Genomic DNA, 24,681 nt, shown 5'->3' with positions numbered 1-24,681 from the left:
GTTGGCACGATCGAGCTGCACCCGCTCGCGCGCCAGGACCACGACGGCATTCGCCCCCCAGGGCGGCCGGCGCGTGGGGAACGGCCTGCCGGCACTCGCCCGGCAGGGGCGGCAGGTAGACACCCGCCTCTGCCTTGCCCCGTTCAGCGGCCGCCTGGGCCAGCCGGCTCGGCGGCTTGGCGCACCCCGATAAGCTCAAGATCAGCATCGTCGAGAGCGCAAACGCGCCCAGCATCCCGCGCCCGTTGCGCATAGCGTTCCAGCTCCAGTTCCAACACGTCCTGCTTTGCCTGGGCGTCGTCGGCCGCCGCCTGGCTCTGTTGATTGAAGCGGTCCCAGGCCGCCTCGCCGATCTTGAACTGGCGCAGCTGCTCGGCCGTCACGGCCTCGGCCGCGTGGCGCTCGGCCACCTGCTCGCAGATCTCGGCCTGCTGCTCGATCACGCGCGGGATCTCGATACGATCGACCACCAGCCCGCGCGCCAGCCAGCCGGCCGTGCCCGCAACCCCCGCCACAGCGAGGGCCGCGAGCACAGTGCCCATGCGAAGCTGGCCGATCATCCGATCGTCGCCGCCTGGAAGTGCATGGCATCGCCATTCGACCAAAGGCCGCCCCAAATCCAGCCTTCGGCCTCGAAGATCTTCACCGCGGCCATCGGCATCATGTTCGGGCGGCTGCCATACTTGGCGCGGAACGGGTTCAGCGTGGCGGCAAGGTCGATCGCGCAGGCATAGGCATGCGTCGAAAGACTGGTGCCGGCGCGCTTGGGGCGGAAATTGAACACGCCGCCATACTGGTCGAGGCCATACTGCTTGCGTTCGGCCTCGGTGAAGCTGTCGCCGATCTTGGTGAGGATGCGCATCAGGCTGTCGGCAACCTTGACGTGGCAGGTGATCTTGCGCACCGGCTTGCCGGCGTAGAACATCGGATAGGGCGGCTCGATCGCCGTGAGGTTATCCTGCTGCCACTTGAGATCGGCCACGCCGTCATTGTTCGTATCCGGATTGCCGAAAAAGGCGGCCATCTGGGATTGCTTCGGCCAGTTGCTCATTCCATTTTCTCCATGAAAAAAAGCCCCGCCGATGGGGCGAGGCTTGGGGGTTGCTATGGTCAGGGTGCCAGACACACGGTCGCTAGCGGTGCTGGTCGGCGAGCCGATCGATATCGGCGGCGAACCAACGCCCTATGCGGATCTGTCACCGCAAGAGGTGGATCAGCTGATCATCCGGTGCAGAAAGGCGATGCACGACTATCATCGCGAAAGCCTGCACCGGGATCCGGCTCGCGCCGAGGAAGCGCTGGCCGCCCGTGAATCCGTCCAGCACATTCTGGTCGATCTCTGGCAGGTGGCGCCCGAGGGGGAAGCGCGCCAAGATCGAGGCGATCCTGCGGAAGTTCTAGCCCAGGGTTTCGTGGCTGGGCAGGGCGAAGGCCGGTTCACCGGCCTTGCGGCTATCCTTGCCGGCGCCACCGCCCGGCTGCTTGAGATCCAGCGCCGTCGTGGCGCCGCCGCTGCGGCTGGCGCTGTGTTTCACCGTCTCGATCAGATAGGTGCCGTCGATACCGGGCCGGGCGCCGGCGATCCGGCATTGCCCCTCGACCACGGCGCCGACAGCAAGGTCGAGCTTTACCGAGCCGGAGCCGCCCTCGCGTTCCCCATCCCGCTTGCGGGCATCGAGAACGGCATCGGCCTCGCTCTCATCGGCTGACAGGGTGCGCACCAGGTGCAACGCGTCGAGATCCGCATTGCCGAAATCGAGATCGCTTTCCTTGAACGATGCACTCGGCCGGTCGAACCAGCGCGCCTTGCCCGCCGAAAACTTGCGGCGCGGATCCTTGGGCGTGATCGACCAGTCGATCAGGTTCTCGCCGAATACGGCTTCGGTCACCCCCAGCGCCAGGCCGCCCGGTGACAGGCCGCCACCACGCTTGGCAAAGATGGCCTGGTCGCCGCGGATCTTGAACGTGCCGCCGAACTTGCGCGCCAGCCTCTCGCCGATCGCAATGAAGCTCTCCCCATCGGCTGACCAGTAATCCTGCTGCAGCGCGCCGAGATCCGGATCGACCGTGATGCCGATGCCGGCGCCCTGGGCGAGCCGGGTGAGATAGCCGTCAAGATCGGTATCGTCGAGGTGAAAGGCCTGCGGTTCCTTGGCCTTGCCCCCGGTATCGAAGCCCTTGGCCTGGACCTTGAGCAGCCGGCCGGCGCCACGCGACCCCGAGCTTTCGACCTTCTCGACGAAACCGCGAAAGACACGCGCACCCTCAAGCATGACGACAAGGGGCATGCGCTTGGCGGGCATGCGCACCTTGCCATCGGTGTCGTCGATCGTCAGGCTGCAGCTGTCCGACGCTTCGCCCGCCTTGTCGGTCACCGAAATATCGATCAGCGTCGGCGCCCATGCCGTGGTCAGATCCTGCCCGTCGAGGATCACCCCCCATTTGACAGTCCAGCCCGCATCCGGGAATCGCGTCGGCCACATCAGTCTTCCCCAAACAGATCGATTACCTTCGTCACCTGGACCGGCGCCGGCGCCGGCAGGTCGGGCAATTGCACCGACGTGCCGATCGGCAACTCGGCGCCGAGATCGGCCACGCCCGGATTGAGTTCCAGCGTCTCTTCGAGCATGGCCATGCCGACAATGCCGTGCTGCCGCCAGAGCAGCAGATCCAGCGTGGTGCGGGATCGTTGAACCTTGATATCGATCATCACAGCGCCTCGAACAGGTTGAGCAGCATGCCGACCAGGCCACCCGCCTGGGCGCCGCCCACCGCCCCATCGGTGCTGACCTTGATCAGGTTGAGGGTGTAGCGCACCACGAAACCCACGCCGAACCGGGTGAGGTCGGCATGCTGCTCGCTCACCTTTTCGATCACATACCAGCCCAGCATGCGGCCATCGCCCCGCATCAGCGGCACCTTGGTGGCCGAAGCCGAGAGGCTGAAAGCCAGTTCCAGCTCAGTCAGGCCGCCGAGCTTGGTCGGCAGGAGCTGGCCGGAAATGGTGATCGACTCGTCGGCCTCGCCCATGAATTCGCGGGGCTGCAGCCCGCCCATGACTGGCTTGGTGGCGAGGTCGGCGCCCGCATTGCGGCCGAAGCTCTCGGCCGCAAACGGAATCGTGTCGAGCGTCAGCGGCCCGATCTGGAAAAGCATCGCCATCCCCCTTATGCGAATTCGATATCGGCATAGATCCCGCCCAGCGCATCCTTGAGCCGGCGTTCCAGCATCTGCAGCACGGCCTCGGCCGTGGCCTGCGGATCCGAGCCGCCCTGCACGATGATGTCGCCGACGCTGACCGACACCGATGCGCCCAGCATGCCGGCAGTGGCGCCGGCATCGTGCACGTAGCCGCTGCGGCCAGGCGTCACCAGTTCGGGGCCATGCTCGCCGACCAGGTAGGTCTGGCCGCTGGCGATCGCTCCACCCGCCGCCCGGGCGCCGGCAACGCCGGGTGCCTGGCCGACAGGGTAGAGCGTATGCCCGCCATTGCCCTGCACAGGAGCGGTGATCGCGCCACCCATGCCGGGTATCCAGCCGGTGAAGGCCGACGACAGGTCGATCTTGCCGATCGCGTCGAGGATCATGCCCGGCCATTGCGCGAACCAGCCAAGCATTTCCTGGAACTTGGCGGCGATACCGTCCCAAATCATCTGCATGATCCGGCCGCCGAGCCCGATCAGGTCGCCGATGGCGTTATAAACAGCCGGGTAGAAGCCGACATAGAAGTCGAGCAATGTCTTGCCGATCTCGATAACCTTGAGAATGGCCCCGGCCACCAGCGTGCCGACCGTCTCGCCCCAGCTCGCCCATTCCTCATTGCTGGCATCGACCGGCCCGAGCAGCGCCGTGACCCAATCGAGCATGGCCTGGCCGGCGTCAATGACCGGCTGGATCGCCGGCATCAATGGTTCGAACGCAGCCATGAAGCCACGGCCGAAACCCTCGAAAAAGGCGGTGAGGCCCGACCAGTTATTGTAGATCCACAAGCCGGCCGCCGCGATCGCCGCTATGGCCAGCCCGACCCCGGACATCATCAGCACCAAGCGCAGCGCCGTGATGGCGTTCTTGACCAGGTTGAGCGGATTGACCAGGGCCAGGAATGCCGCCACCCCCTTGGTCATCAGCAGGGCGGCATCGAGGATCCCGCCTTTCATGAACAGGAAAGCCCACCGCGTGGCGATCGCCGCCACGCGCAGCGCTACCAGCCCGCCAACCAGCGAGACGATGGCGAGCACCATTTCGGGATTCGCCGCTGCCCAATCGGCCATGGCGATGATGACAGGGCCAACGGCCTCGGCCACACCATTGATGGCCGGCAGCAGCGCATTGCCGATGGCCAGCGCAATGCCGTCCACCTGGTTCTTGAGCCGCTGCAGGTTGAATTCCGTCGTGGCGGCACGCTTGGCGAATTCTTCCGCCACGCTGCCGGCATACTGCGTTTCGTCGGCGACATAGCCCAGCGTGGTTTCCAGCCCCTGCAGGTTGCCCAGCAGCGGCGCCAGGGCGCGGGCCTCATCACCGAACAGGTCGCCCATGGTCGCCGCCTGCATTTCGGCCGGCAGCTGCCCGAGGCGCTTGATGACTTCGAGCGTGGTGCCGACGGCATCTTCCTGCATGCCCTTGGCCACTTTGGTGGCGTCGAGGCCGAGGCGCTTGAAAGCACGCTGCTGGGCCGCCGTGGCGCTTGTGCCCTTGGTCAGGGCGCGGCCCATATTGCGGAACGACGTGGCGGCTACTTCCGATTCCGCGCCGGCCGAGATCATAGCCGACCCGAAGGCCAGCGTCTCTTCCTTGCTGAAACCGAAGAACTCACCCTGGGCGGCAACCCGTCGCGTAAAATTGGTCAGGTCAGGCGCCGTCGAAGCCGTGCGGTCGGCGAGCAGGTTGATAGCATCGGCGAACAGCATGGTTTCGGAAACGCTCAACCGCAGGGCGGTCTTGATCTTCGCCAGATCCTCGCCCGCCTGCGCACCGGCAACGCCCCAGGCCAGGGCCGCCTTCGCGGTCCCACGCGTGAAGTCCAGCAGCTCGCTATCGACGATACCGGACGCCGCCGCATTCTCGGCCAGTGCCGCCAGCTCGGTGACGGCCATCGGGATTTCCGACATGGACAGCCGGCGCAGATCCTGGCCGAACGCGGCCAGGCCGCTGGCGCTGAAATCGGAAACCTTGCCGACATCAGCCATGGCGCTTTCGAAGGCCACCGCCTTGCCGATCGGGTCGGCAATGGCGCGGCCCAGCGCATAGGCTGCAGCGGCCGCATCGACCATCTGGCCGCGCACCTGGTTCATCTGCATGGCATTGGCGCGCGAAGCGGCCTGCAGGTTCGTCATCACCCGCGCCACGCCGCGCGCCGGCGCCGTGATCTGGTCGATCAGCGCAACGATCAGCTTGGAAGTAAGAACGCCCATTTAGTTGCAAACCTTTAGGACTGGACTTTCGCGGCTGGTTCGCCTTCTTTGACGCACCACCGGAGGGACAGATGAAAACGATTTTTATAGTGCTGGCCGCCGTTCTGCTTCTGGCAGGCTGCAAGGCCAAGGAAGTAGAGCTTCGCGTAGATACCCAAGATCTTCAGGACGCCCTGGCGGGCGATGATGTCACCGCCCGCTTCATCGCGCGCTTTGAGAGCTTTGGTACGTTGGACGAGGAGAAGCGGGCGCAACTCGACAGCGTGCAAGCTATCGTCGAGGATGCGTTCGAACTGGAGGACTACAACATGGTGGCCGACAGCTCGCAGGTCACCATCACCGTCGAAGGTGAGCTGCCGATCTATGTCGGCGAGCCGGGCGGGCATGACGACGCCTTTGCCCTATACATCTGGCCGATCGACAATGAGTTGCTGCCTGGCTTCTCGCATGCGCTCCAGCTCAATGTCGGCAAGGGATTTGACCCCCTTCAAGCCGCGATGCAGAAGGTCAGCTACATGCTTGCTATCGATGCCGTGCAGCCGGTCATGTACCGCCTTCGCGCCAACAGCGGGGCCCCCATTCCGATTTTGGCGGGTGGAGCCCAGCTGGACGGTACCGGATTTGCGGTCCGGGCCTTCTCGATCGAGGATGGCGACAGGATAAACCTCACGTTCAAGGGCGGCGCATACGACGCTGTTTTTGGCGGCATGCTGCTGTCCCTTCCCGCGAATTAGGCTTGGCGCTTTTTTCCCCGCTCCCGCGCCAACTGGCGCGAGAGCGTCTTGGAGTAGCTGATCAGCTTGTCGATCTCCCACTCTTCGACCTGGTCGATCGGGGTATTCGTGTTGCGGGCAACCGACATGATCACGTCGCGCCAGGGAACGGCCGCGCCGCCCCCTAGTTCACCGTCGTCATGTCCGGCAACTTTCCCATGAGGGGGGCGACCCCCTCGCCCACCTTGGCCAGGTCGACCATTTCGAGATCAAGGATAACCTCGACCGGAACATCGGCCAGGGCGGCGAAGAGCTTGTAGCCCGCCATGACCTGGCTTTCCTCGCCTTCGGCCACCAGCGCATCGCGCGCCTTCATCGGCCGGAAGGTCAGTTCGGTATAGGTCTTGCCGTCGTGTTCGACCTTTTCGGAGAGGGGCACGGTGACTGTCTTTTTCATCGGCTAAGCCCCCAGCGCCCGGCGCTCTTCCTCGAACAGATCCACCCCATTGACGCGCAGCACCCTCTCGAACAGGTCGACATAGAACAGCTCATTGCTGTCCAGCGTCAGTTCAAGGTGGGTCACCTCGGCGAAAGTGTGGTTGCAACCCTGCAGCTCGGCAGGGTCGCTTTCATCGGGCTCCCAGGCGGTGATCGCCGCCTCGATCACGCAGCGCGCGGGCACCGTGCCGCCACCACCGGGCCGCTTTTCGCGATAGGCGCCAGCCAGCACCCAGCGGTCGCGCACGCCCATGCCGCGAAAGATATCGAGATCCAGCCCCTTGACGCTGAATTTGGGCTCGGGCGCCTCGAGGCGAGGCTGGACGAACTTGACGGCCATCACGCTGCCACCGGGCGAGAATTCGCTGGTAGCAAACGAAAGGCCGGGAATGGTGAGCTTGTCGATCGTGGTGGCGCGCGAGGTGCCCGCTTCCTCGGCGCGGCGCACATCGACGGCGGTCAGCTGATAAAACGGCTGCATTTCAAATCCTCAATGTCGGGAACGAATGAACCGGCCAGCGGGATGCTGGCCGGCAAAGGGGCAGGCGCCACGCCTAGGTGCTGGCGACCGAATTCAGGCGGGCAATGATCTCGCCGACCAGCGCGTCGAGCGCCGGCCGGTAGCGTGCCACTTCGTGGTTGGCGACCTTGAAGGCCGGCACCGGCTCGATCCCGAGGTTGACCGTCAAATGCCCCAGGCGGATGCTTTCGGGGCTGTTCTTGTCGGCGCGGAACTGCACGTCGGAGCCGATGATGTCATCGTCGGCCTTGTGGTCGCGCAGCATGAACTTGATCGAGTTGATCCAGGCCTCGACCGAATCCGCCGAGATCTTCTTGCCGAGAAACTGGCGGGTGATCTCCATGATCTTGACCGTCAGGTAATCGGCGCCTCGCACCTGGTGGATCTGCTTCCACAGTTCGCCCGTCGTGGTGTTGTCGGTGCCGATGAACACGAAGCCGCCATCGGCGACCGCGCCATCAACGCCGGTTTCGCCCTGCACCACGATCGACACTTCGCTTTCCAGCATCTGCTGGCCTTCGGTCGAGCCGTCGAGCAGCGAGAACGGGATCTTGCGGGATACTCCAGACAGGCCCAGCACCGGCCGGTTGGCAAACGGGTTGAACGGCTTGCCGCCGAACAGGTTATCGACGCGGATCATCAGGCCGATAATGCGCGGCCCCATCGCGCGGGTGACCAGCACGGCATCTTCAAAGACGCGGGCCGCGACGCCGATCGGCAGGATGCGCTCGGAATTGAAGGCCTCGCGCTGCGTGATCGCGTCCGCCTTGGCGTCCGGATCCACGTCGACTACGGCCACGGCCAGCAGCTTTTCGCAGGCGATCGGCAGGGCCGCCCAGATCGGGTTGGGCGTTTCGGCATCGGCCTGCCAGCTGGTGCGACCGACCCAGACCAGGCGCGGCGTGGCGCCGGTGGCCGAAGCAATTTCGGCGATGGCGGTCGGCGCCAGGGCGGCGACGATATTGGCCACGGTCAGGGCCACCGTCGCCTCTTCCTTGACGCGGATCACCGTCACGTCGGCGCCGGCATTGAGCCCGCCCAGCTGCGCGGCGATCGCCTTCACCGCATCGGCGAGCAGGCCGGTGCCGAGCGCCGTGATCATGGCGGGGTCACTGGTCGAGATCCGCACGGGCGTATTGAGAGGATAGGTCAGCGCCGTGGCATCTTCCGACGTCTCGATCACCAGGGCTTTCGAGAAGTCGGCCCCCAGTGCTGGCAACGCCTCGTTTTCGGGGCGCGAGAAAGTCATGCCGAAAACCGGTGCGGTCATCGGGTGGTCTCCTTGTGGTTTGAGGTTTCAGCGCCGCGCGCTGTCGAAAACGACGACGGCCAGGAACATGGCCAGCGCCTTCCAGCGCTCGACGCCGAGTATGGTCAGGGCGTCGAGAAAGGTCGTATGCGCGGTGAGTGGGTCGAAGCCCGACCAGCTGCGCAGATAGTCGTGCAACACCGCCGCAGCGGCGTATTGCGGATGGAAGGGCGGCAGGAACCACCAGAGCCAGCGCGGCACCGATGCCAGGTCGGTGACGTACCCGGCCGGGATGGTGACGCGCAGGCCCGAGCCCTTGACGCCCAGGTCAAAGAGAAGGGGCGCTCCGTTCGGTAGCGCCCCTGTTTGTCCGGTGTGATCACCAGAGGGTCGGTGAAGCTGCTCATAGCGTCGCCGCCCATGACCAGAGATTGTCGAGGTCGCTTTCCGACATCTCGAGATAGACGCGGGCCGCCTCGATCATCGGGTGATTGCGCCGGAATTCGAGCGAGAATTCCAGCATGGACGAGGCGAGCGCCTGTTCCACCGGGTCGGTGATGCTGGCCACCCAATCATGCAGGGTCACTTCATAGCCCTGCGCCCGAACCGCGCCCCAAAACTGGTAGGGCTTGAGGGTGGGCAAAACCACCGGAGGCTCGGGCGGCGGCTCATACAGCTCGACCGGAAAGCTGGGATTGGCCGCCAGCCAGGCCGTCAGTGCCACCGCGACCGGGGCATCGTCACCGGGCAGATAGGTGTAGTTTATCCGCCCGAGATCTTCGACGGTGAGGTCGATATCGAAAGAGCCTTCTTCGGCCAGCGCCTTGATCGTGTGGACAGTCGCAATGATTGTGCTCATCAGGCCGTCCTCACCCAAATGCCGCCTAGAGGATAAAGATTGTCGTCAACTGACCCTGTTGATAGCGTCTGGCCCGAGATATTGCGCCAGGTTCCGGGCAAACCGGCCACGCCACGCGAGGCTACCAGCCCGCTGATTACGCCCCCCGCGCCTTTCACCTGCGCCCAAGTGAGTGCCCGCAAATTTGAGCCGGCCGTCGTCCCGCCATTTGCCACGCTGAGAGCCGATCCACCGACAACCGGAAGGAAGGCCTGCAAAACCATCCCCACCGGGTACGCGCTGCTGCTCGGGATCGGCGCGGCATCGGTGATCCCATAGCCGGCCCGAGTGGTCGGCTTTGCGGTCAAGGACGCAAAGGTGTGGTCGTGACCAGCGGCAGAATAGAGCCCGTCGAAGTAAGTCTTGAGCGTTGCCTTGAGATTGGCCCAGGTGAGCTTCTTGAGTAGCCCGTCCGCCGCGCTATCCACAATGCCGAGCACGTCTGCATTGACCGGCGTAGCCTTGCCAGGTGCGCTGGAAATGGCAGGCGCGAGGGCATCGGCGGTTATATCGCCCGGTGTGGGGTCGGTTACCCCCATATTGGCCTTGGCCCGGTTCTTCTGCGCCGTAGAGAGTTCCTGCACACGGTCGAATAGCACCGCCGAGGTCAGACCGGCCTTGCTGTTCAGCGCGGCCACCAGACCCGTGATCTGTTCGATGGCGTGCTCATGGGCGCCCAGCGCGGCGGCTGCCGCCTGGGCCAGCCATTTGCCGGCCGTCTTGATCAGCACATAGCCGTTCGGTGCTTCCGCCGCGCCTTCAACGTCGGTCAGATCGGTGATCGCGAATGTTTTGGAGTTCGGCATCAACCCCTGCAGAGCGTTGGATAACCCCGCAATGTCCCCGATCCCGTGCTCATGATCGATCGGCGCCTTGTTGCCAAGCGCATCGAACAAGGACTGCATGTCCAGGTCGATCATCGGCAGCGTAAAAGCGGCGAATGTCTCGAATTCTTCCTTGACGGTTTTCGCCTCATCGGGAAGCGGGTAGCTGCGATATTCGGTGTTAGCCATGTCCGCTTCCCTTTCTATTTCATGGCCGCGCCAAGATCAGCCGCGAGCGGCCGGGCGCCAGGCCCGCCCGTCAGGGTTATCTTGAGGCGCATGAGGCTGGCCGAGAGGCTGTCGGCCCGGTAGTTGCGCTCGACCCATGCCGGATCGGGCGAAATCTCCGTCGCGTGCAGCGGCAGTTCCGTCCAATCGTCATCGGCAAGGTCGTACTGCACGGCAGCGGTCGAGCCGCCAGGCAGCGAGAGCTTGAGATAGGCCGATATGCTGTCGGCCGTCGAAAAGTCGAACGCCCGGCTGACATAGGTCGCCTCGGTCGCGATCTCCCCGGCGATGAATTCGACGGGCGCATAGAGGATCGGCGACAGATGCTCGGTCCCGGTCAGGATCGCGCGCAGCGCGACCGTCTCGGTCAGATACTCGCCGAGCTGCAACACCTGATAGGGCAACAGCCGATAGATCGTCCCGCCCGGCCGCTCGATCTCGAAGACGACAGAGCAGGCCGCGCTTGGCAATTCGACCGCCGCCCGCACCTGCATATCGCTGCAATCAACTAGGTCGAATGACCCCAGCGCCACCGTCTTGGTGGTGACCGGATAGCGGGCCGCAACCAGCCGGAAGGTCAGCGCTTCGTTCTGATGGGCTGTCCATGTCCGGGCATTGACCGACGAAAGGCGCGGGCCAATGGGATAGGGATGCGAGGTCACCGGCTTTTGCAGGGTGGCGTCGAAGCCCCCCAGCGCGGCCAGCGAGATCGAGTGATCCCCATCGTCCGTCTTGATGACGAAGGCATGATCGCGATCATTGCCCGTCGTCACCGGCAGATCGTAGCGCCCCGACTTCCAGCCGGTGACGGCGCCCACCATCGACACGAACGCCTCGGCTTCGAGCCGCGTGGTTGGCATGCCCGTATCGACCCCGACCTGATGGATCAGGATGTGATTGCTCTCATCGCCGATGTGGCAAAGGTGGAAGTCCACCCCCACCAGTTGGCGCGTTGCCGGCAGCAGGAAGATTTGCGCCTGCGGGTCCGAGCTGGTCTGGAAGGAGAACATGCCTTCGCTGCCGCCGCCACCCGAGGATTGGCGCGGCGGCTCCGACCAGCGATTGATGGTCGTGGTGCGCCGCATCAAATCGATGGTGAGCGTGCCCTGCCCGGTGAACAGCGCTTCGGCCACGGTCCCGCCCTGCCCGGTGGCGAGCACCTTCTTGGTGCCGGCCGGAACATTGGGGGGATAGTGAACGTCCCGCTGATCTCGCCATTGGCATCGGCGGGAGCGAGCCCGCCAGGCAGCACGTCGAGGCCATCAAACGTCAGCTCGTCCAGCACTTCATCGGTGAAGAAGCCGGCAATGGTGAAGGCTACGTCTCGCTGGCGCAGGAAGGGCAGTTCGTCATTGCGCTGCCCGACCTTGCTGACGGTCGTTTCCTCGGTGACGCGGGCGCCCGACCAGTTGATGCCACGCTGGAATTCCAGCGTGGCCGGCGAGGTCCACTGCGTATCGCGCTCCGTCCAGAAATCCGCTGCCGGCGTCAGCGTCAGCTTGCCGGCCATCGGAATAAAGTTCTGGTACGGATTGATCTTCTCGCAACCGGTCTTGAGTGCCTGCTCGACCAGCACGTCTTCGACCCAATCGAGCGTCACCGCGGCGGTCAGGTCCGTGTCGTAGAAGGTCGGCTCGATCGCCAACTGCATCAGCCTATTGCCGACCGCCGCCGTCTGCGCCTCGCCCTGGTCGCGGTAATAGTCCGTCTCGAATGGATCGACGAACATATTCTTTTTGGCCGTAGGGTCGCGCCGATCCACCTCGCTGCGCAGGCGCTCCAACTGGATAAGGCGCGACTGATCCTCGACCAGATTGAACCAGCGCCGGACTTCGGCCCAGGTCGGCATACGAACGCCCGTGCGCTCCCCATCGACGACAATTGCCGGCACGCCGGTCCAGTTGTTGTGAACCTCGCAGAGCGGCAGCACATCGGCCGGGGGAACCGGCATCACGGGGTTGGTGATGGCCGACACGCCATAGATATAGGCCGGCGCGCCGCTCGGCAGCAGGCCGATGATATCGATGCGGGGCAGCTTATAGGTGTAGGCGATGATGATATCGCCGCCCGTCGCCCCGCCCGAGACCGTGATGCTGTCGTCGTCAAAGGCGTCCGCCGTCACGCTGGCGCGATACCGATATTTGACCGAATAGCTCGATCCGCCCAGCGGCTCGGCCCCTGTCGGAGCCCAATCCACGCCGTTGCCGGTGCGGACATAGTCGGCATTTTCATCATAGGTCGTGCCGCCTTGCGTAACCTCGATGATCTCGATCACCGAGCTATCGGGCAGACCGTCAATGCCATTGGTCAGCACGCCGCGCGTCACCGAGACCGTCTTTTCCTTGGTCAGCAGGATCGAGGTGATCTGGTCGATCGGGGCGAAGTCCGTCGTGACCGTCTGGCTCACGTCGCCGGCATAGGTGTGGGTTTCGCCCGGCACAGCCGCAACGTCCCAATCTTCGGTTTCGGCAATGCGCAGCGCGGCGAAGCGGACATTCTTGAAGCCGCTGATATTGGCCTCGCCTTCCTCGATCGAGAAATGCTGCTTGCCGGCCGAGGGGCCGAGGGCCGTCACGCGATTGCCGCTGACGATGTAATGCCCATGGGGCCGATCATAGATGGCAATGGCCTGCTGGATGCCGTTGAGCATCGGCGGCGGCGTCTGGTCGATGATCGTGCCGTCCTGCAAGAGGTAGACCTGATGGAATTCCCCTTCCGCGCCGTCGTCCGCCAGCGCCCAGGCGATATGCGCCACTTCGCGTGCAGCGCCATTCTCCCCCTCGGCCAGCGAGCCGGGCACAAGCCCGCGCAGCGACGGATCGTCATCGGCCGTGATCCACTCGCGGATGAGGCGCACGCCGATCGAAACGGTGCCGGTCATGGCAACGTCGGCAATGACCCTCTCGGCAACCGGAAACTCATCGCCGGCCACGAAGATTTTGCCAGCGGTCAGCGTCACGGTTTCCGCGTCCATATCGACGACGGCCATGGCGCCCTCGGTGCGATCGCCATCCTTGGCGATCAGCCGGCCGAGGCGGTCATGACGGCCGCGAATGACGGACTGCATGTCGTTCAGCTCTGCGCCCTGGATCAGGGCGCGCTCGCCATAAAAAACGACCGCCTGCTGTTCCTGCACACCGCGTGCGCGATCGAAGGCAGCGGGCAGGCCGCTTTCATGCTCGTACATCAGAACCTCATGAGGATTTTGATCTGCTCGCGCACCGTGCGGCGGAGCGGAATGGAAACGTCCTTGGCGGCGATTACCTCGCCGCCCGTCACTTCATCGGGCGCCAGCCATAGCCGGCCCGGCGCGACACCCTCGGCAAGATCGCCATTGACCAGAATGGCCAGCGACGTGCAGAGCGATGCGTCGGCATCGTCGAACTGCGTCAGGGCCTCGAGATACAATTCCCCAGCGCCCGCCTTGGGCTGATAGGGCTCGGCATCCACGACATAGGCGCCATCGATATGCGCGGCGACCGGATGCACCGCCCGGCACCGGCGATAGCCGATCACGCCAGCTTCGTTGGCCAGGCGGATATAGATCGGCTTGCCGGTGAACCAGCCAGCCAGCACCGACCGGCGCTGCCCGGCCGGATCGTCGGCCCAGGGCACGTTGAGATCGACCCACAGCACATCCAGCTCGGCCCATACCAGACCGCCCCCGGCGACCATCGCCGCGGCCGATTTCACCACTGACCGATAGAGATCGGCAGGCAGCGCGAACGTGCCGCCTTCATCTGCCCCAACTTCGACAACGGTATCGTCATCGAAGGTCAGCGAGACATCGTGCCGACCGGCTGGCAACAGCAATGAAGCCGTCTCAGCCGCCCGCGTTCCAACCGCAAGATTGGTCAGAATGGGCGAGGCAGCCGCCTCGGCAAGCTCCATCTGCGGCGCCGCAATGTCGATTGTCACATCGACGTCGACGCCGATCGTGCACACAAGGCAAAGGCCGGTGCGAACGCTGACGATGCCCTCGGGAACCAAAGTGCGGGTGAAGCTGTGCCGCCCCCATGCGCCGGGGAAGATGGTCGAATTGACATTCGCCAACTGCGTGGCGCCGGCATGCTCGCGAAACCGCAGGGCATAGCCATCGGGAGGCGGATGCGTGGCATCCACCACTTCGGCAAAGATGCTGAGCGTCCACGTCTGCCCGGTCTCGGCCGGGATGCCTGTGGGGGTATCGAAGGCCAGCAGATATTGCCTGGCGCTGGGCGTGCCGTAGATACGCACCCTGATGTAGGGCAGGCCATTCTTGACGCCAGTGCCCAGCACCTCCGTCGTCAGGCCGACATTGTTGGCAACCTGCCAAAAGGTCGGCAGGCCGGTTCCAACCTGCCCCTGAAACGTGTTGTTGCGAATGTAGTTCGTGCCGGCCGGCTCGATCGTCAGGCCGAGGTCGGTCAGGCGGGTTTCATCGGCGGCGAATTCCAGCCATTCACCCGCTGCATTGGCGGCGAGGGCCGCGCTGGCGCGATCGACTGTCAGGACGGTCGCCAGGTCGACGGGCTCGCCATCGACCGCCGCCGTGCCGGCGAGGAAGTTCCACTCAGCCGAGATATCGCCCGGCTGGAGCATCCAATTGCCAATGGCCCGGCCTTCATCCTCGGCCAGCACATGCGAAAACTCATGCGTGCGCCCGAATGACCAGATCGTGCCGGCCGGCGTAACGGCAATACCGCTCTCATGGTCGAGCATCGACCCGTCAAGCATCGAGTGATCGGCCTCGAGCGGGCCGACATCATATTGATGCACGCCACGGCGCAACTGCGAGCGCTTCGGCACCGAAAGGCCGGTAATGCCTTCGATCCGCTCAAGGTCCGGATTATCCGCCACCGGCAGGTCGGGGAACCGGAGCTGGAACGAATTCCACCAGCGGCGACCCGTCCATGCCGGCTCGATCTCGGCGCTATACCCGATCCACGCCAGGCCGATGGCAACGGCGCTCACCGTGCCCCGGATGCGCTGCCAGCGCACGCCCTGGTCGATCAGGTCATAGAGGTTCGGCACATAGGGCGTCAGCTCGCCCAGGCCATATTCGTACACCAGGAACGGCAGCATGGCCGGACGCGGCGAAACATACTTCACGCGGCGCATGGCGCCGATGCTGTCATGCACAAGTTCGGGAATCGCCATGGCGTCGGCCACGGCCCGCTCCCATGGCGTCGAATTGGTCGGCAGCAGTTCGCTGGTCATGTCAGTAAGCCCGGCCCATCTTGGTCAGGTTGATGGCGCCGAGACCGGCAGCCTTGTTGAAGGGTATGGCGATATCCACGGCCGGCGACGTCAGCTCTACCCGCTGCACGCCGTCGACCTGCAATTGTGCGAGCAGCCAGCTGCGCGAAAGGTCGCGACCCAGCAGCATGTCGCGTTTCCAGGCCGCCGCGAGGCTGGCTTGCATTCGCTGCAAAACGCTTTCGGCCGCCTGCGGCAGCAGCCAGACATTGGCCGCTATGCCCGTAACCTGCTGGGCAGCACTCGCGACCACGATCGTATCGTTGACCATGCGCACATCAGGCGCCTGCAGCGCGGCGTCTACAGCCGCGAGCAGGCCAGCATCGGCCACCCCGCCATTGTCAGCGGCAAACACCGCCACGTGGATCGTGGGGTCGCGGCCGTCGGTATAGACCGAGGCATCGGCGACACGCACATTGGCGCCCAGGGCGATACTGCGATAGCGCGCTTCGGTGCCGCCTGGGGATCGTCCCTGAATAGCCAGCACGACCCGGCGCCGCAAAGCGTCATCCGTCTCGCCGAACAGCCGCGCGACGTCGTACCATTGCGCCAGCACGTCGAGGTCGCCACCGGTGGCATAGGCCAGGAACCATGACCGGATCGCTTCATTGATCCGCTGGCGCAGCAGCAGGTCGCCATAACCGGCAACCTGCAACAGGATCTGCGCGGGATCTGTTTCCAGCGCTTCGACGTCGTAATCGACGCCCGCCGCCTGGAACAGCTCGACCAGCTTGGCACGAAGGTCCGCATACCGTGCTTCGAAACTGATCTCTTCGACGATTGTCGGCGCCGGCAGGTTTGCCAGTTCGGCGGGAAGCTCGGACATAGACAGCCCCTTATTGAATCGTGACGCGCTCCCCCATGCGGATGGTGAAGTTGCGCGTGCCTGTCACAGAGAAGTCGCCGAGCAGCGCCCGAGGGCGCCAGTCGACCAGCACATCAATGCCGGCAGTGCCCAGCCGCAATTGATCGGGCGATGCCGAAACCAGAACGGCACGCACCCGCAGGCGCGGCTCCCAGAGATCGATGCCGACCGCGATCAGCGTTTTCCACGCGGCGAACAGTGCCGGTGTCGTGGCGCGGCCGAGCAGTTCTGCCAGGCCCGCCCCGAAATGGCGCCGCATGACCCGTTCGCCGATGCGAGTGGAAAAGATGACCTCGACCGACTGCAGCGCCGACGCATATCCGTCGACCAGTTTGCCGGTGTGCCGATCGATCCCACTCATTTCGGATCCTTGGCCCGAGGCCTGCGCGCCGGTGCCAGCGACAGCCGCCCATGGGCGAGGTCATACCGAGCCTCGGCCTCCGTAAGCGACATACGGCGATTGCCCGGCACCGGGGCGCCATTGATCGTGGTGACGCCGGGCGCCACCAGGTAGAGCTTTTTCATCTGTCCCTGTCCCTAGATTGCGGAAACGACGTCCGACCCTTCAACGATCGGATGCATGCCGGCCGAGGAACCGTGCCCGACAAGCACATGGTCGCCGATGCGCGCGACCTTTGGCCCGCCTGCGCCGCCCAATTCGATCCGAGGCGCATTGACCAGGACGTTGGTCGCCGCGTCGATCGTCAGGGCGCCGTCCTTGCCGATGGTGAGCTTTACCTGGCCGAACCGCAGCACGTTCTCGTCAAGGCTCTGGCTCGGTGGCGGATTGGCATCCGAAAAGCCCCCGCGCAGCAGCACGCCGCGCCGAGGATCGCCACCGGGATTGATGACCCCGACGATCTGCCCTTCGCTCAGTGGCGCCCAGGTCGAAGTTGCGCCGCCCGATTCCGGATGCGGATAGAAGGGCGACAGATAGGGTTGCCCGTCAGCGCCATCGCCGAGCTTGATCCTGAAGCCTTTCTCAGGATCGACCACAGCCACCGGGCCAACCCGCAGCGCCCGGCCAAACAGCATCTTGAGCTGTTCGATATCGGCGCGCTGCGCGATGATTTCCGAGATCATGATGGGTCAACCTCGATCGTGACGGATTCGAAGCTCGCCGGGTCATCCCCGTCTGCCGTGGCAAGCGGGCGCCCGCCGAGCGCTATCGACTGGCCATCGGTCAGCCCCAGTTCGCGTTGCACCAGCTCCCAATCGACGGCGGTGCCAGCCAGGGCCGTTTCGAACGCGATCTTGAGCTTCTGCAGCCTGCTGTCGGAACTGGCTGCCAGTGCAGCCAGAAACTTGGCATAGGTCGAGCCGGCGAGATCTGCACCCTTCACCGGGTCGGCCAGCAACCCACCGGTGATGCGCAATTCTTGCGCTGCGACGCGCGTGCCATTCTGCTTCTGGCCGATGCGCGAGCGTTCGATGCTGGTCACTTCGCCGAGCAGTTCGCGCGCAAGATCCGCCCAGGCATTGCCCGGATCGGTCAGCCGGTCGGCCACCTGCCGCATCATGAGATCCAGCGTCAGCTCCATATTGGCATCGGTATCGGGCAGGCCTAAGCCGACAATGACCGTCGCGCCGGTTTCGGAGTCCCGTTCCAGCATCGCTGCCGATATGCCGGCCTCGATCACCAGCTGCACCGTGCCGTCCCCAAACAGCGACATGAAGCCATTGCCGGCGCCGCCTCGGCCATCATCGGTATAGACCGAAACGAACGGGCGATCCTGATCGGTGCGCAACGCGCCATCGGCATCGAGGTCGAGGGCGGTGAACTGACTGTCGAGCACATTTGCCCCGGCCAGCGTGGCGCCGCGCAGCGCCTCCTGCACGACAACTCGCAGGGCAATCCGTGACAGCATGGCAACCTCGAAAACTAGGTGGCAGGGCTCGCCCTGGCCGCGATGGAGATCTGGGCGACGATCTGGTTGGCGTCCCGAACGTCGACCGCCAGGATTTCGAGCCACGGCTGGCCTTCTCGCGCATCGGCGCGAACCTTGTCGCCCTGCAGCAACTCACCGCTAAAGATCGACTTCTGAATGATCAGCAGACCCGTGCCGCCCATCACCTGGGTGGTGAACGACGAATTGCTGCGCGCCGGCGTCACATCGGTTTCGCCAGGCAGATGCAACTGGGCGCGGATATCGGCAACCGGCCGATTGGGATCGACCGCCCCGCCCTTGAAAAACGACAGGCGAACCGGCTCGCCGAACAGTCGGTCGGCCGTGTGGGTCGCCATCCCTGTCAGGTTCCGCCAGTTCGCCATGGCGCTTAGTTCGACAGGCGAACGATGCCGGCAGTATCGGCGGCGAGCGCGGCGACAGAGGCGTTGCCGATTTTCTTGAGTTCGCCGGCTGTCGTGGTGCACACCGATGTTGCCGGATCCCAGTACAGGGTGGCACCAATTGCCCAGGCTTCAGCGGTCTTTTTCGGCAACTCGAATTCGCCGATCAGATGGAGTACCACCGGCTCATTGGTGAGCGCGCTATGGCCGGCAATGCCAACCAGGTCGCCGGCGACATAGGGAGTGCCGGATGCCTTGGCGCCGGCCGAAGTGAGGGTGATGGTGGCACCGCTCGAAAGGAAGTTCTTCATTTGTGATCCCCTTGGATCTGTGAATGACGGGAGGGCTCAACCGGCCGCGCCCCCAACAGGCGCGGCCGGCCGTCAGGCAGCGAGTGGTTACGCGCCCGGATTCTTCCAGCCGAAGCGGGAATCGACTGCGCCGCAGCCGAAGTCGTGCTCGACGGACATGCCGAACCCCTGGGTGCCGAAGGGCTCTTCCATGCGCACGCGCGGCGCCTCGTAGCCTTCCAGATATCCCCAGCGCCAGTTGCTGCCCATGTCGGGCGCCCCGAGCAGATACCAGGGATTGCCCGAGATCTGGCTGGTCTCGATCGGCACCAGCTTGCCCGAGAACGGGTTTACGTTGCTCGCCGTCGCCGGCGTGATCGTGGCCAGCAGCTTTTCCGCCTCGGTCGATTTGTCCGGGCCGGTGAGCAGGAAACGCGGGCTATTGGCAAGCAGCGGATTGCCGTCTTTCGACGTCTGCTTGCCCATGGCCGCGCGGCCCTTGCCGATATTGTCGACGTCGATCACCGTGCCGGCACCGGCCAGGTTATTGTGATCGGCATGGAACACAGTCTTGCCGTCGGCCAGCTTGGCATTGAAGGCCAGCGAATAGAACGTGATCTCTTCGAACAGGGCCACCGTGCCGCCATAGCTCGACAGCAGGTCCGCGATCGCCCCCAGGTCATCGTTGATCAGCATCTGGCGGGTGATCTGGATACGCCGCGCGTAGCTGAATGCCTGGGTGGTTTCCTTGCCTTCCCCGAAGGTGCCGGCCTTGATCTCGCCGGTTTCGAGCACCTTCTGCAGCATCGGGAAATCGCCGACGCTCACCGAGGTATGCGGGCGGAAGTCGCGATAATTGCGCTGCCGGGTAAAGGGCTTGAAGGTCGGCTGCGCCAGGGCGTAGCGGCCTTCGAGCGTGCGGTTGAGCGCGTTTTCGAAGATCGCCGGAAAGTCCGACGTCGAATGCGATGCGCGCGTCAGGATATCATCGATCTGGCGCGCATTGAGCACCCGGCCGCCGCGATAGTTGATGCTCTCGGCAGCCAGGTCGATGACGCCGCGCCCCATGAACTGGCGCGCCGCTTCGGACGGACCGGCTTCGGGAACGCGAACGCCCAGCCCGTACGACAGCGCCTCGACCATGGCGGCGCGGGTGGTCTCGTTCGCATCATTGCCGAGCTGCACACGGGCAGTGCCGTCAATGGGTGCCTGGCGGCCGACCAACTGGTCGAACATCTGCGCGCGGAAGGCGTCGACGGTGACACGATCGGTAATCGCCTGCCGGGCAAGGTCGGGATGGCCGGCGCGGGAGGCCAGATCCATGATCGTGGTCACACGGCTCGTTTCAGCGGCGCGTGCCGCATCAGCATCGACGGGCGGATCCACCGGATCAGTATCGCCGTCTTCGGCCTCGCCCGCAGCTTCACGCTGGCGGATCTCCATGGTGAGCGCGCGGATCTGGCCGAGCAGGGTTTCGTGATCGTTTTCGATCGTCCGCACACTCTCGGCATCCAGGCCATCGGCCTGGGCTTCCTTGATCTTGGCCGTCGCCTGCGCCTGCAGATCCTTGAGGTTCGTGCGCAGCACCGCCAGCGGCGTGAACGCCAGGGCGTGCGGTGCGTTGGCGAACAGGTCATTGAACACATGCCCGGCCGCGGCGACATGCTGGGCGGCATTGATGGCATCGGGCAACCAGGTGATTGCAGAGACGAGGGCGACGGCCAGCATCAGGCCTACCGCCAGGAACAGGGGGCGTTTCATAGCCAACTCCATTTTGAGGTTTCGGGGCTTTTGACCGGCGCCCTGCTGCCCCGAGGCGCAGGCGGTAGGAGGGGCGTCAGGCGAGCTGCTGCTGCGCCTGGCGCATGCGCATGCGGGCGACTGCCGCTGCTGCGCTGCTGTCTTCCAGCTCGACATCAAAGAGCTGCTTGCCGTCCTCGGCACGCACGCCGGAGCGGGGGTCGGCGGGGACCGTGACAAAAGAGATCTCCGAGGGTGTCCAGCGCTGCGCGATCACCTTCTGCAGGTCACCGCGTTTTTCCGGTTCGATGATCCTGATCTTCTGCAGCGTGTAGCCAACCGACGTATTCCGCACGATCCCCTCGGCGATCAGCGCGAACAGTCGGTCGGCGGCCTCATCCACCCCAGCGCCGGCGAACCGAACCAAGGCGCGCGCCTCATGGCCATCGATCCATGCCTTGTCGACAACACCGACCTGGGCAGCCGTCGAATAGCGCATATGGCTGTCGAGAACCGGGGCGCCGGCATTAAGCCGGGTGAAGTCGATCGCCGACTTGCTGATGGTCAGGATCTCCTCGAAATCAACGACGCGATCCCAGCCCTCGTACCGGCGACGACGAACCGGCGTCTCGGTCGCGAAAACCACTTCCACCGTCCGCTTGTCCGGATCGACCAGATTGGTGCTGGCCAGTGCCCGCACCTGCATTGGCAGTGATGTGAGGCTCATTCCTCGTTTTCCTTTGCGTTCGAATTCGCCGGCTGCGGCACCTTCTGCAACTGCCCGGCCGACGACATCACGCGGCCATCGATGTCCAGCACCAGGCCGAGGTCATCGAACCGCTTGTTGTCTTTGGCGATCTCCTGGGCAGTGGCGTCCGGATCCTCGCCACGCTCGGCGACGGCGGCGGACCATGACTTGAAGCCGGCCCGAACCTCGCCCTTCTGGGCGTTGAGATCCTTCATCGGGTCGGCCGAGTAGAACCGGGGCGGCACCCAGGTATAACTGGCAACGGGGCTGTCGATGGCGCCGGCCAGATAGGCGGCCTTGAGGAACCAGCCGATCATCGGCTCGCACAGCATCGGGATGATCGACAGCCATTGCAGCTGTGAGATCTCGCGTTTGAAAACCTCGATCCCGACCTTGCTCGACGAATAGTTCACCTGGTCGAGGCGACCGGTCAGGATGAAATGCGGCATCCGGAAGCCCGCGGCGATCGCATGTTCTTCGGCCTGGACATAGGTGGGATAATCGCCCGTGGCCGCTGGCTGGGTAAACTTGACGTCCCGCCCGCCGACCGCGTTGTAGAACATGCCCGGCGCGAATTTCTCGACCCGATGGCCGTGAACGTCATAGATGCCGGGATCCTGCCCCGGCGCTGCGGCGAGACCGATCATATCATCGGCTTCGCCACCAGTCATGATGCCGACAAGACACGCCTCGAGCCGCTTTCGCATCCGCTCGGCGACCTTGTATTCCTCAAGATCGTGCAGATTGCCGATTGCCGGCGTGCCCCACGGCACGCCACGCACCTGCGTGCGCTGCCGCTCGAAGACATGGGCAACCTCGCTGGCCGGAACCAGCGTTGACGTCAACGCCCCCATACCGCCCAGCAGCTTGCTGCCGGGGTGATCGTCGAACAGCCAATAGCCCGTGGCCCGGCCTTTCTCGACTTCGACGCCCTGTATCGCATTCCTGCTGGCGCCGCCGAAGCTGGCATCCTTGCGGCTGTCGATCTGGTCGGCCTCGAGCACCTGCAGCTGCAGCGGCACCTCGGCCGTGCCGAGCTTCATCCATTCGGGCCGTACCAGCCCGTCGCCGCCCTCGATCATTTCGCGAACGGCCAGGGCCTGGACGCCGAAGAAATTGACCCCCTTGGCCCAGCGCTCGAAAGCATCCTTGACCTTGTGGTCGGTGAAGACCGGCACGATGCCGTCGCCCACCGCATGGATCACCAGCAGGGCGACCGCGTTGGCGGCGAGCGTATTATTGCGCACCAGGTCGCGCATGCGGTCGCGCAGCAGTTGGCCCCCTGCGGCGATTTCGGCATCGGCCGAGGTCGCCCTGGTGTGCCAGTTGCCACGGAATCGGCCGCGATCGGCGCCGGTATAGCTACGCTGCAGCTCTTCCATCATCGCGCGGCGGGCCACGCGTTTGACGGCACGGGCTGGTGCAACGTAGCTGATGGCGCGATCGAGCATGTTGAGCTTGACCATCAGAACCCCGCCAGGATGGTGCGCGGCGTCCTGCTCTGCCTCGCCTTGAGATTGGCGAGGGCATCCTGCATGGCGTCCAGCGACTGATACTCGATTTCGGTGCGCACCCCGTTGGACTGGGTCACAACGCGGCGCACACCGCTGCCGATCGCTTCCTCAAGGGCAGCGATCTGTTCCTCGATCGTCATGGGTCGATTTCCTCTAGAGCCAGTCGCTTTTCGCGATGGCAGGCTTTGACGCCGGCGCCTCGACCTGCTGCGGTTCGAACGGGCCATTGTTGGCGTTGAACAGATCGGGGGTTTCCATCTGGCCATGTACGGCCAGCAGCAGTTCCGCCCATTTCTTCTCATCGAGACGCATGCGCGCCTGCAGCGACCAGGCCAGGGCCTTGGCGTAGACCGCCACGTCGAGCCAGTCATTCTGCCTGCCAATGATCCGCTTCCACTCGCGCGGGGCGTGCGGATTGATCAGGTGGCGAGCACGGCGCGATACCGAGTTGCGGGCTTCTTCCTCGGGGTCGACCAGCCGTTCGGCCGTCAGTTCCTTGATGAAGGCTTCGTCTGCCAGCTCAGGCAGCAGGTGCAGCGTGTTGCGTGGCCACTGCCCAAGCTCGCTCTGGCCCTGTACCAGGTTGGCCAGGCCAGCCATGACCGAAGTTTTGATGTCATGGCCATAGACCGGATAGAGCAGGGCCTTGGCGATGACACGGCCACGCTGATCCTTGACCTTCTGCTTGGTCGGGCTGCCCAGCCAGGATGCGCCGGCCTTGCGTGGCCGGCCGTCCAGGGCGAACACGCCAGGGCGGGCGCGCGTGAACAGATAGACGCGATCGGTGGCATAACCGGAGTCAACGCCAGAAAGGTCTATCCCGCGCTCCCCGCTCCCCGCCTGATACTTGCGCTCAAGCGCGTCGGCGAGGGCAATCCAGGGCTCATCGGACTGATCCGGCGCTCCCTCGAACACTTCCTTGTCGAGCAGATACATCTGGTCGCGCGGCCCGATCGCCCAGGCCGCCCACTTGATGCCATAGCTCTGCACGTCGGCGGCCGACACGATCAGCCCGGCATCGGCCGGCACGACATTGCGCACATAGCGAACCTTGCGTGCTGCCTCGACGATCTTCTCCCAATCGACGGCCTCGCCGCCCGGATCGTATGGCTGCGCCAGATCCTGCTGCGAAAACGTGCGCAGCTTGGTCGTGTCGCCCTGGGCCTTCTCCCAGCGATCCCATATCTCGGCCCAGCGCTCGCGGGGCGCATAAGCCGCCCACAAGTGATAACTGGGCTGCCAGTCCCGGCACCGGCCCTCGCAAGGAGGGCAGCGCCATTTTTCAAGATCGGCGGGCTTGATGACGGCAGGAACCTTTTCTGCCGCATCGTCATCGACACGCGTGGCGATCCAGTGACCGCCCGCCATCATGTCCGGTTTATGCCCATCGAGCATCACACCGTCGCAGCTCAGGCACCGCATATGCACCGGCAGGTCAAGCGCGACATCGGGGCCACGCATCTGCTCGAAGCGCAGCGGGTGGAAATCACCGCAATGCGGGCAGGGCACGTAATATTCGCGCCGGTCGCCGGCCTCGTAATCCTCGGTGATGGCACATTCGCCGACCTCACCAGGCGTCGAGCCTTCCCATTCCTTCGCCAGGTCGCCATACATTTTCTGACGCGCGCGCCCTGGTCGCGCGGACTGCCACG

At 64.6% G+C, this 24,681-nt stretch carries 28 protein-coding genes and 1 pseudogene; 1 reads left to right on the top strand and 28 read right to left on the bottom strand.

Translation table 11 applies throughout. The annotated features are described in order from the left end of the window. Positions 1-143 precede the first annotated feature (143 nt). From NVV79_RS13005 to NVV79_RS12975, 7 genes are all read right to left on the bottom strand, one after another. Positions 144-560, bottom strand: coding sequence for a hypothetical protein (locus NVV79_RS13005; protein ID WP_303990102.1), 417 nt, complete (start codon positions 558-560; stop codon positions 144-146). Then, complete coding sequence (locus NVV79_RS13000) at positions 557-1,051, bottom strand: M15 family metallopeptidase (protein ID WP_303990099.1); 495 nt, start codon at positions 1,049-1,051, stop codon at positions 557-559. Before NVV79_RS13000 ends, NVV79_RS13005 begins: the two co-directional genes overlap by 4 nt. Positions 1,052-1,196: 145 nt before the next feature. Beyond that, entirely contained in the window at positions 1,197-1,373 is a 177-nt protein-coding gene (locus NVV79_RS12995; protein ID WP_303990096.1) for a hypothetical protein, read from the bottom strand. Positions 1,374-1,397: 24 nt separating this feature from the next. Next, positions 1,398-2,483 carry a phage late control D family protein gene (locus NVV79_RS12990; protein WP_303990093.1) on the bottom strand — a complete coding sequence of 362 codons (1,086 nt, stop codon included), beginning with the start codon at positions 2,481-2,483 and terminating at the stop codon, positions 1,398-1,400. Further along, on the bottom strand, positions 2,483-2,710 hold the full coding sequence (locus NVV79_RS12985; protein WP_303990090.1) for a tail protein X: 228 nt from the start codon (positions 2,708-2,710) through the stop codon (positions 2,483-2,485). Before NVV79_RS12985 ends, NVV79_RS12990 begins: the two co-directional genes overlap by 1 nt. Further along, positions 2,710-3,156 (bottom strand): phage tail protein, encoded by a 447-nt coding sequence (locus NVV79_RS12980; RefSeq protein ID WP_303990088.1) that lies wholly within the window; start codon positions 3,154-3,156, stop codon positions 2,710-2,712. The genes NVV79_RS12985 and NVV79_RS12980 overlap by 1 nt, the downstream gene beginning before the upstream one ends. 11 nt (positions 3,157-3,167) lie before the next feature. Beyond that, positions 3,168-5,414 carry a phage tail tape measure protein gene (locus tag NVV79_RS12975; RefSeq protein ID WP_303990085.1) on the bottom strand — a complete coding sequence of 749 codons (2,247 nt, stop codon included), beginning with the start codon at positions 5,412-5,414 and terminating at the stop codon, positions 3,168-3,170. 71 nt (positions 5,415-5,485) lie between these two features. On the opposite strand from NVV79_RS12975, the gene NVV79_RS12970 reads away from it, so the two are divergent. After that, on the top strand, positions 5,486-6,148 hold the full coding sequence (locus NVV79_RS12970; RefSeq protein WP_303990083.1) for a hypothetical protein: 663 nt from the start codon (positions 5,486-5,488) through the stop codon (positions 6,146-6,148). On the opposite strand, the gene NVV79_RS12965 is transcribed toward NVV79_RS12970, so the two are convergent. The 21 genes and pseudogenes from NVV79_RS12965 to NVV79_RS12865 all read right to left on the bottom strand — a co-directional run bounded on the left by NVV79_RS12965 (position 6,145) and on the right by NVV79_RS12865 (position 24,643). After that, positions 6,145-6,276, bottom strand: coding sequence for a hypothetical protein (locus NVV79_RS12965; protein WP_303990080.1), 132 nt, complete (start codon positions 6,274-6,276; stop codon positions 6,145-6,147). The genes NVV79_RS12970 and NVV79_RS12965 overlap by 4 nt on opposite strands. 35 nt (positions 6,277-6,311) lie before the next feature. After that, positions 6,312-6,584: a phage tail assembly protein gene (locus NVV79_RS12960; RefSeq protein ID WP_303990077.1), complete on the bottom strand. Its 273-nt coding sequence runs from the start codon at positions 6,582-6,584 to the stop codon at positions 6,312-6,314. A 3-nt stretch (positions 6,585-6,587) separates the two neighbouring features. Then, positions 6,588-7,106, bottom strand: a complete 519-nt coding sequence (locus NVV79_RS12955) for a phage major tail tube protein (protein ID WP_303990074.1) — start codon at positions 7,104-7,106, stop codon at positions 6,588-6,590. Positions 7,107-7,179: 73 nt separating this feature from the next. Continuing rightward, a complete protein-coding gene (locus NVV79_RS12950; protein WP_303990072.1) occupies positions 7,180-8,415 on the bottom strand; it encodes a phage tail protein in 1,236 nt (411 codons plus the stop codon). A gap of 27 nt (positions 8,416-8,442) precedes the next feature. Beyond that, complete coding sequence (locus NVV79_RS12945; protein WP_303990411.1) at positions 8,443-8,688, bottom strand: DUF1353 domain-containing protein; 246 nt, start codon at positions 8,686-8,688, stop codon at positions 8,443-8,445. Positions 8,689-8,797: 109 nt separating this feature from the next. After that, positions 8,798-9,253, bottom strand: coding sequence for a hypothetical protein (locus NVV79_RS12940; protein ID WP_303990070.1), 456 nt, complete (start codon positions 9,251-9,253; stop codon positions 8,798-8,800). After that, positions 9,253-10,305 carry a hypothetical protein gene (locus tag NVV79_RS12935; RefSeq protein WP_303990068.1) on the bottom strand — a complete coding sequence of 351 codons (1,053 nt, stop codon included), beginning with the start codon at positions 10,303-10,305 and terminating at the stop codon, positions 9,253-9,255. The genes NVV79_RS12940 and NVV79_RS12935 overlap by 1 nt, the downstream gene beginning before the upstream one ends. Before the next feature lie 14 nt (positions 10,306-10,319). Beyond that, positions 10,320-13,531 (bottom strand): annotated as a pseudogene (locus NVV79_RS12930) (DUF4815 domain-containing protein). Next, positions 13,531-15,543, bottom strand: coding sequence for a phage tail protein (locus NVV79_RS12925; RefSeq protein ID WP_303990065.1), 2,013 nt, complete (start codon positions 15,541-15,543; stop codon positions 13,531-13,533). The pseudogene NVV79_RS12930 and the gene NVV79_RS12925 overlap by 1 nt, the downstream one beginning before the upstream one ends. 1 nt (position 15,544) lies before the next feature. Next, positions 15,545-16,408 carry a baseplate J/gp47 family protein gene (locus tag NVV79_RS12920; RefSeq protein WP_303990062.1) on the bottom strand — a complete coding sequence of 288 codons (864 nt, stop codon included), beginning with the start codon at positions 16,406-16,408 and terminating at the stop codon, positions 15,545-15,547. A gap of 10 nt (positions 16,409-16,418) precedes the next feature. After that, positions 16,419-16,808 carry a GPW/gp25 family protein gene (locus NVV79_RS12915; RefSeq protein WP_303990059.1) on the bottom strand — a complete coding sequence of 130 codons (390 nt, stop codon included), beginning with the start codon at positions 16,806-16,808 and terminating at the stop codon, positions 16,419-16,421. Continuing rightward, a complete protein-coding gene (locus NVV79_RS12910; protein WP_303990058.1) occupies positions 16,805-16,972 on the bottom strand; it encodes a hypothetical protein in 168 nt (55 codons plus the stop codon). Before NVV79_RS12910 ends, NVV79_RS12915 begins: the two co-directional genes overlap by 4 nt. Positions 16,973-16,984: 12 nt before the next feature. After that, positions 16,985-17,530 carry a baseplate assembly protein gene (locus tag NVV79_RS12905; protein WP_303990056.1) on the bottom strand — a complete coding sequence of 182 codons (546 nt, stop codon included), beginning with the start codon at positions 17,528-17,530 and terminating at the stop codon, positions 16,985-16,987. Further along, positions 17,527-18,315: a hypothetical protein gene (locus tag NVV79_RS12900; RefSeq protein ID WP_303990054.1), complete on the bottom strand. Its 789-nt coding sequence runs from the start codon at positions 18,313-18,315 to the stop codon at positions 17,527-17,529. Before NVV79_RS12900 ends, NVV79_RS12905 begins: the two co-directional genes overlap by 4 nt. A gap of 14 nt (positions 18,316-18,329) precedes the next feature. Beyond that, complete coding sequence (locus tag NVV79_RS12895; RefSeq protein WP_303990052.1) at positions 18,330-18,692, bottom strand: hypothetical protein; 363 nt, start codon at positions 18,690-18,692, stop codon at positions 18,330-18,332. Between the two features lie 32 nt (positions 18,693-18,724). Next, positions 18,725-19,048, bottom strand: a complete 324-nt coding sequence (locus tag NVV79_RS12890; protein ID WP_303990049.1) for a DUF2190 family protein — start codon at positions 19,046-19,048, stop codon at positions 18,725-18,727. Between the two features lie 87 nt (positions 19,049-19,135). Then, the gene (locus NVV79_RS12885) at positions 19,136-20,788 is read right to left on the bottom strand and encodes a hypothetical protein (protein WP_303990047.1); all 1,653 of its coding nucleotides are present in this window, start codon (positions 20,786-20,788) and stop codon (positions 19,136-19,138) included. Between the two features lie 76 nt (positions 20,789-20,864). Beyond that, a complete protein-coding gene (locus tag NVV79_RS12880; RefSeq protein WP_303990045.1) occupies positions 20,865-21,494 on the bottom strand; it encodes a hypothetical protein in 630 nt (209 codons plus the stop codon). Beyond that, on the bottom strand, positions 21,491-22,981 hold the full coding sequence (locus NVV79_RS12875; protein ID WP_303990042.1) for a phage portal protein: 1,491 nt from the start codon (positions 22,979-22,981) through the stop codon (positions 21,491-21,493). Before NVV79_RS12875 ends, NVV79_RS12880 begins: the two co-directional genes overlap by 4 nt. Beyond that, complete coding sequence (locus tag NVV79_RS12870) at positions 22,981-23,169, bottom strand: phage head-tail joining protein (RefSeq protein ID WP_303990041.1); 189 nt, start codon at positions 23,167-23,169, stop codon at positions 22,981-22,983. Before NVV79_RS12870 ends, NVV79_RS12875 begins: the two co-directional genes overlap by 1 nt. 13 nt (positions 23,170-23,182) lie before the next feature. Continuing rightward, positions 23,183-24,643: a terminase gpA endonuclease subunit gene (locus tag NVV79_RS12865; protein ID WP_303990040.1), complete on the bottom strand. Its 1,461-nt coding sequence runs from the start codon at positions 24,641-24,643 to the stop codon at positions 23,183-23,185. Positions 24,644-24,681: the final 38 nt, after the last annotated feature.

The sequence above is a fragment of the Devosia ginsengisoli genome, assembly GCF_024707105.1.
GTDB classification, from domain to species: domain Bacteria; phylum Pseudomonadota; class Alphaproteobacteria; order Rhizobiales; family Devosiaceae; genus Devosia; species Devosia ginsengisoli_A.
The sequence above is the reverse complement of the archived record's forward strand: the minus strand, read 5'-3'. Positions and strand labels throughout refer to the sequence as shown.

What these genes read in the sequence shown, in the direction of transcription:
- NVV79_RS13005 (WP_303990102.1), bottom strand. Translation starts at nt 560, where the DNA reads ATGATCGGCCAGCTTCGCATGGGCACTGTGCTCGCGGCCCTCGCTGTG.
- NVV79_RS13000 (WP_303990099.1), bottom strand. Translation starts at nt 1,051, where the DNA reads ATGAGCAACTGGCCGAAGCAATCCCAGATGGCCGCCTTTTTCGGCAAT.
- NVV79_RS12990 (WP_303990093.1), bottom strand. Translation starts at nt 2,483, where the DNA reads ATGTGGCCGACGCGATTCCCGGATGCGGGCTGGACTGTCAAATGGGGG.
- NVV79_RS12985 (WP_303990090.1), bottom strand. Translation starts at nt 2,710, where the DNA reads ATGATCGATATCAAGGTTCAACGATCCCGCACCACGCTGGATCTGCTG.
- NVV79_RS12980 (WP_303990088.1), bottom strand. Translation starts at nt 3,156, where the DNA reads ATGCTTTTCCAGATCGGGCCGCTGACGCTCGACACGATTCCGTTTGCG.
- NVV79_RS12975 (WP_303990085.1), bottom strand. Translation starts at nt 5,414, where the DNA reads ATGGGCGTTCTTACTTCCAAGCTGATCGTTGCGCTGATCGACCAGATC.
- NVV79_RS12970 (WP_303990083.1), top strand. Translation starts at nt 5,486, where the DNA reads ATGAAAACGATTTTTATAGTGCTGGCCGCCGTTCTGCTTCTGGCAGGC.
- NVV79_RS12965 (WP_303990080.1), bottom strand. Translation starts at nt 6,276, where the DNA reads ATGTCGGTTGCCCGCAACACGAATACCCCGATCGACCAGGTCGAAGAG.
- NVV79_RS12960 (WP_303990077.1), bottom strand. Translation starts at nt 6,584, where the DNA reads ATGAAAAAGACAGTCACCGTGCCCCTCTCCGAAAAGGTCGAACACGAC.
- NVV79_RS12955 (WP_303990074.1), bottom strand. Translation starts at nt 7,106, where the DNA reads ATGCAGCCGTTTTATCAGCTGACCGCCGTCGATGTGCGCCGCGCCGAG.
- NVV79_RS12950 (WP_303990072.1), bottom strand. Translation starts at nt 8,415, where the DNA reads ATGACCGCACCGGTTTTCGGCATGACTTTCTCGCGCCCCGAAAACGAG.
- NVV79_RS12940 (WP_303990070.1), bottom strand. Translation starts at nt 9,253, where the DNA reads ATGAGCACAATCATTGCGACTGTCCACACGATCAAGGCGCTGGCCGAA.
- NVV79_RS12935 (WP_303990068.1), bottom strand. Translation starts at nt 10,305, where the DNA reads ATGGCTAACACCGAATATCGCAGCTACCCGCTTCCCGATGAGGCGAAA.
- NVV79_RS12925 (WP_303990065.1), bottom strand. Translation starts at nt 15,543, where the DNA reads ATGACCAGCGAACTGCTGCCGACCAATTCGACGCCATGGGAGCGGGCC.
- NVV79_RS12920 (WP_303990062.1), bottom strand. Translation starts at nt 16,408, where the DNA reads ATGTCCGAGCTTCCCGCCGAACTGGCAAACCTGCCGGCGCCGACAATC.
- NVV79_RS12915 (WP_303990059.1), bottom strand. Translation starts at nt 16,808, where the DNA reads ATGAGTGGGATCGATCGGCACACCGGCAAACTGGTCGACGGATATGCG.
- NVV79_RS12910 (WP_303990058.1), bottom strand. Translation starts at nt 16,972, where the DNA reads ATGAAAAAGCTCTACCTGGTGGCGCCCGGCGTCACCACGATCAATGGC.
- NVV79_RS12905 (WP_303990056.1), bottom strand. Translation starts at nt 17,530, where the DNA reads ATGATCTCGGAAATCATCGCGCAGCGCGCCGATATCGAACAGCTCAAG.
- NVV79_RS12900 (WP_303990054.1), bottom strand. Translation starts at nt 18,315, where the DNA reads ATGCTGTCACGGATTGCCCTGCGAGTTGTCGTGCAGGAGGCGCTGCGC.
- NVV79_RS12895 (WP_303990052.1), bottom strand. Translation starts at nt 18,692, where the DNA reads ATGGCGACCCACACGGCCGACCGACTGTTCGGCGAGCCGGTTCGCCTG.
- NVV79_RS12890 (WP_303990049.1), bottom strand. Translation starts at nt 19,048, where the DNA reads ATGAAGAACTTCCTTTCGAGCGGTGCCACCATCACCCTCACTTCGGCC.
- NVV79_RS12885 (WP_303990047.1), bottom strand. Translation starts at nt 20,788, where the DNA reads ATGAAACGCCCCCTGTTCCTGGCGGTAGGCCTGATGCTGGCCGTCGCC.
- NVV79_RS12880 (WP_303990045.1), bottom strand. Translation starts at nt 21,494, where the DNA reads ATGAGCCTCACATCACTGCCAATGCAGGTGCGGGCACTGGCCAGCACC.
- NVV79_RS12875 (WP_303990042.1), bottom strand. Translation starts at nt 22,981, where the DNA reads ATGGTCAAGCTCAACATGCTCGATCGCGCCATCAGCTACGTTGCACCA.
- NVV79_RS12870 (WP_303990041.1), bottom strand. Translation starts at nt 23,169, where the DNA reads ATGACGATCGAGGAACAGATCGCTGCCCTTGAGGAAGCGATCGGCAGC.
- NVV79_RS12865 (WP_303990040.1), bottom strand. Translation starts at nt 24,643, where the DNA reads ATGTATGGCGACCTGGCGAAGGAATGGGAAGGCTCGACGCCTGGTGAG.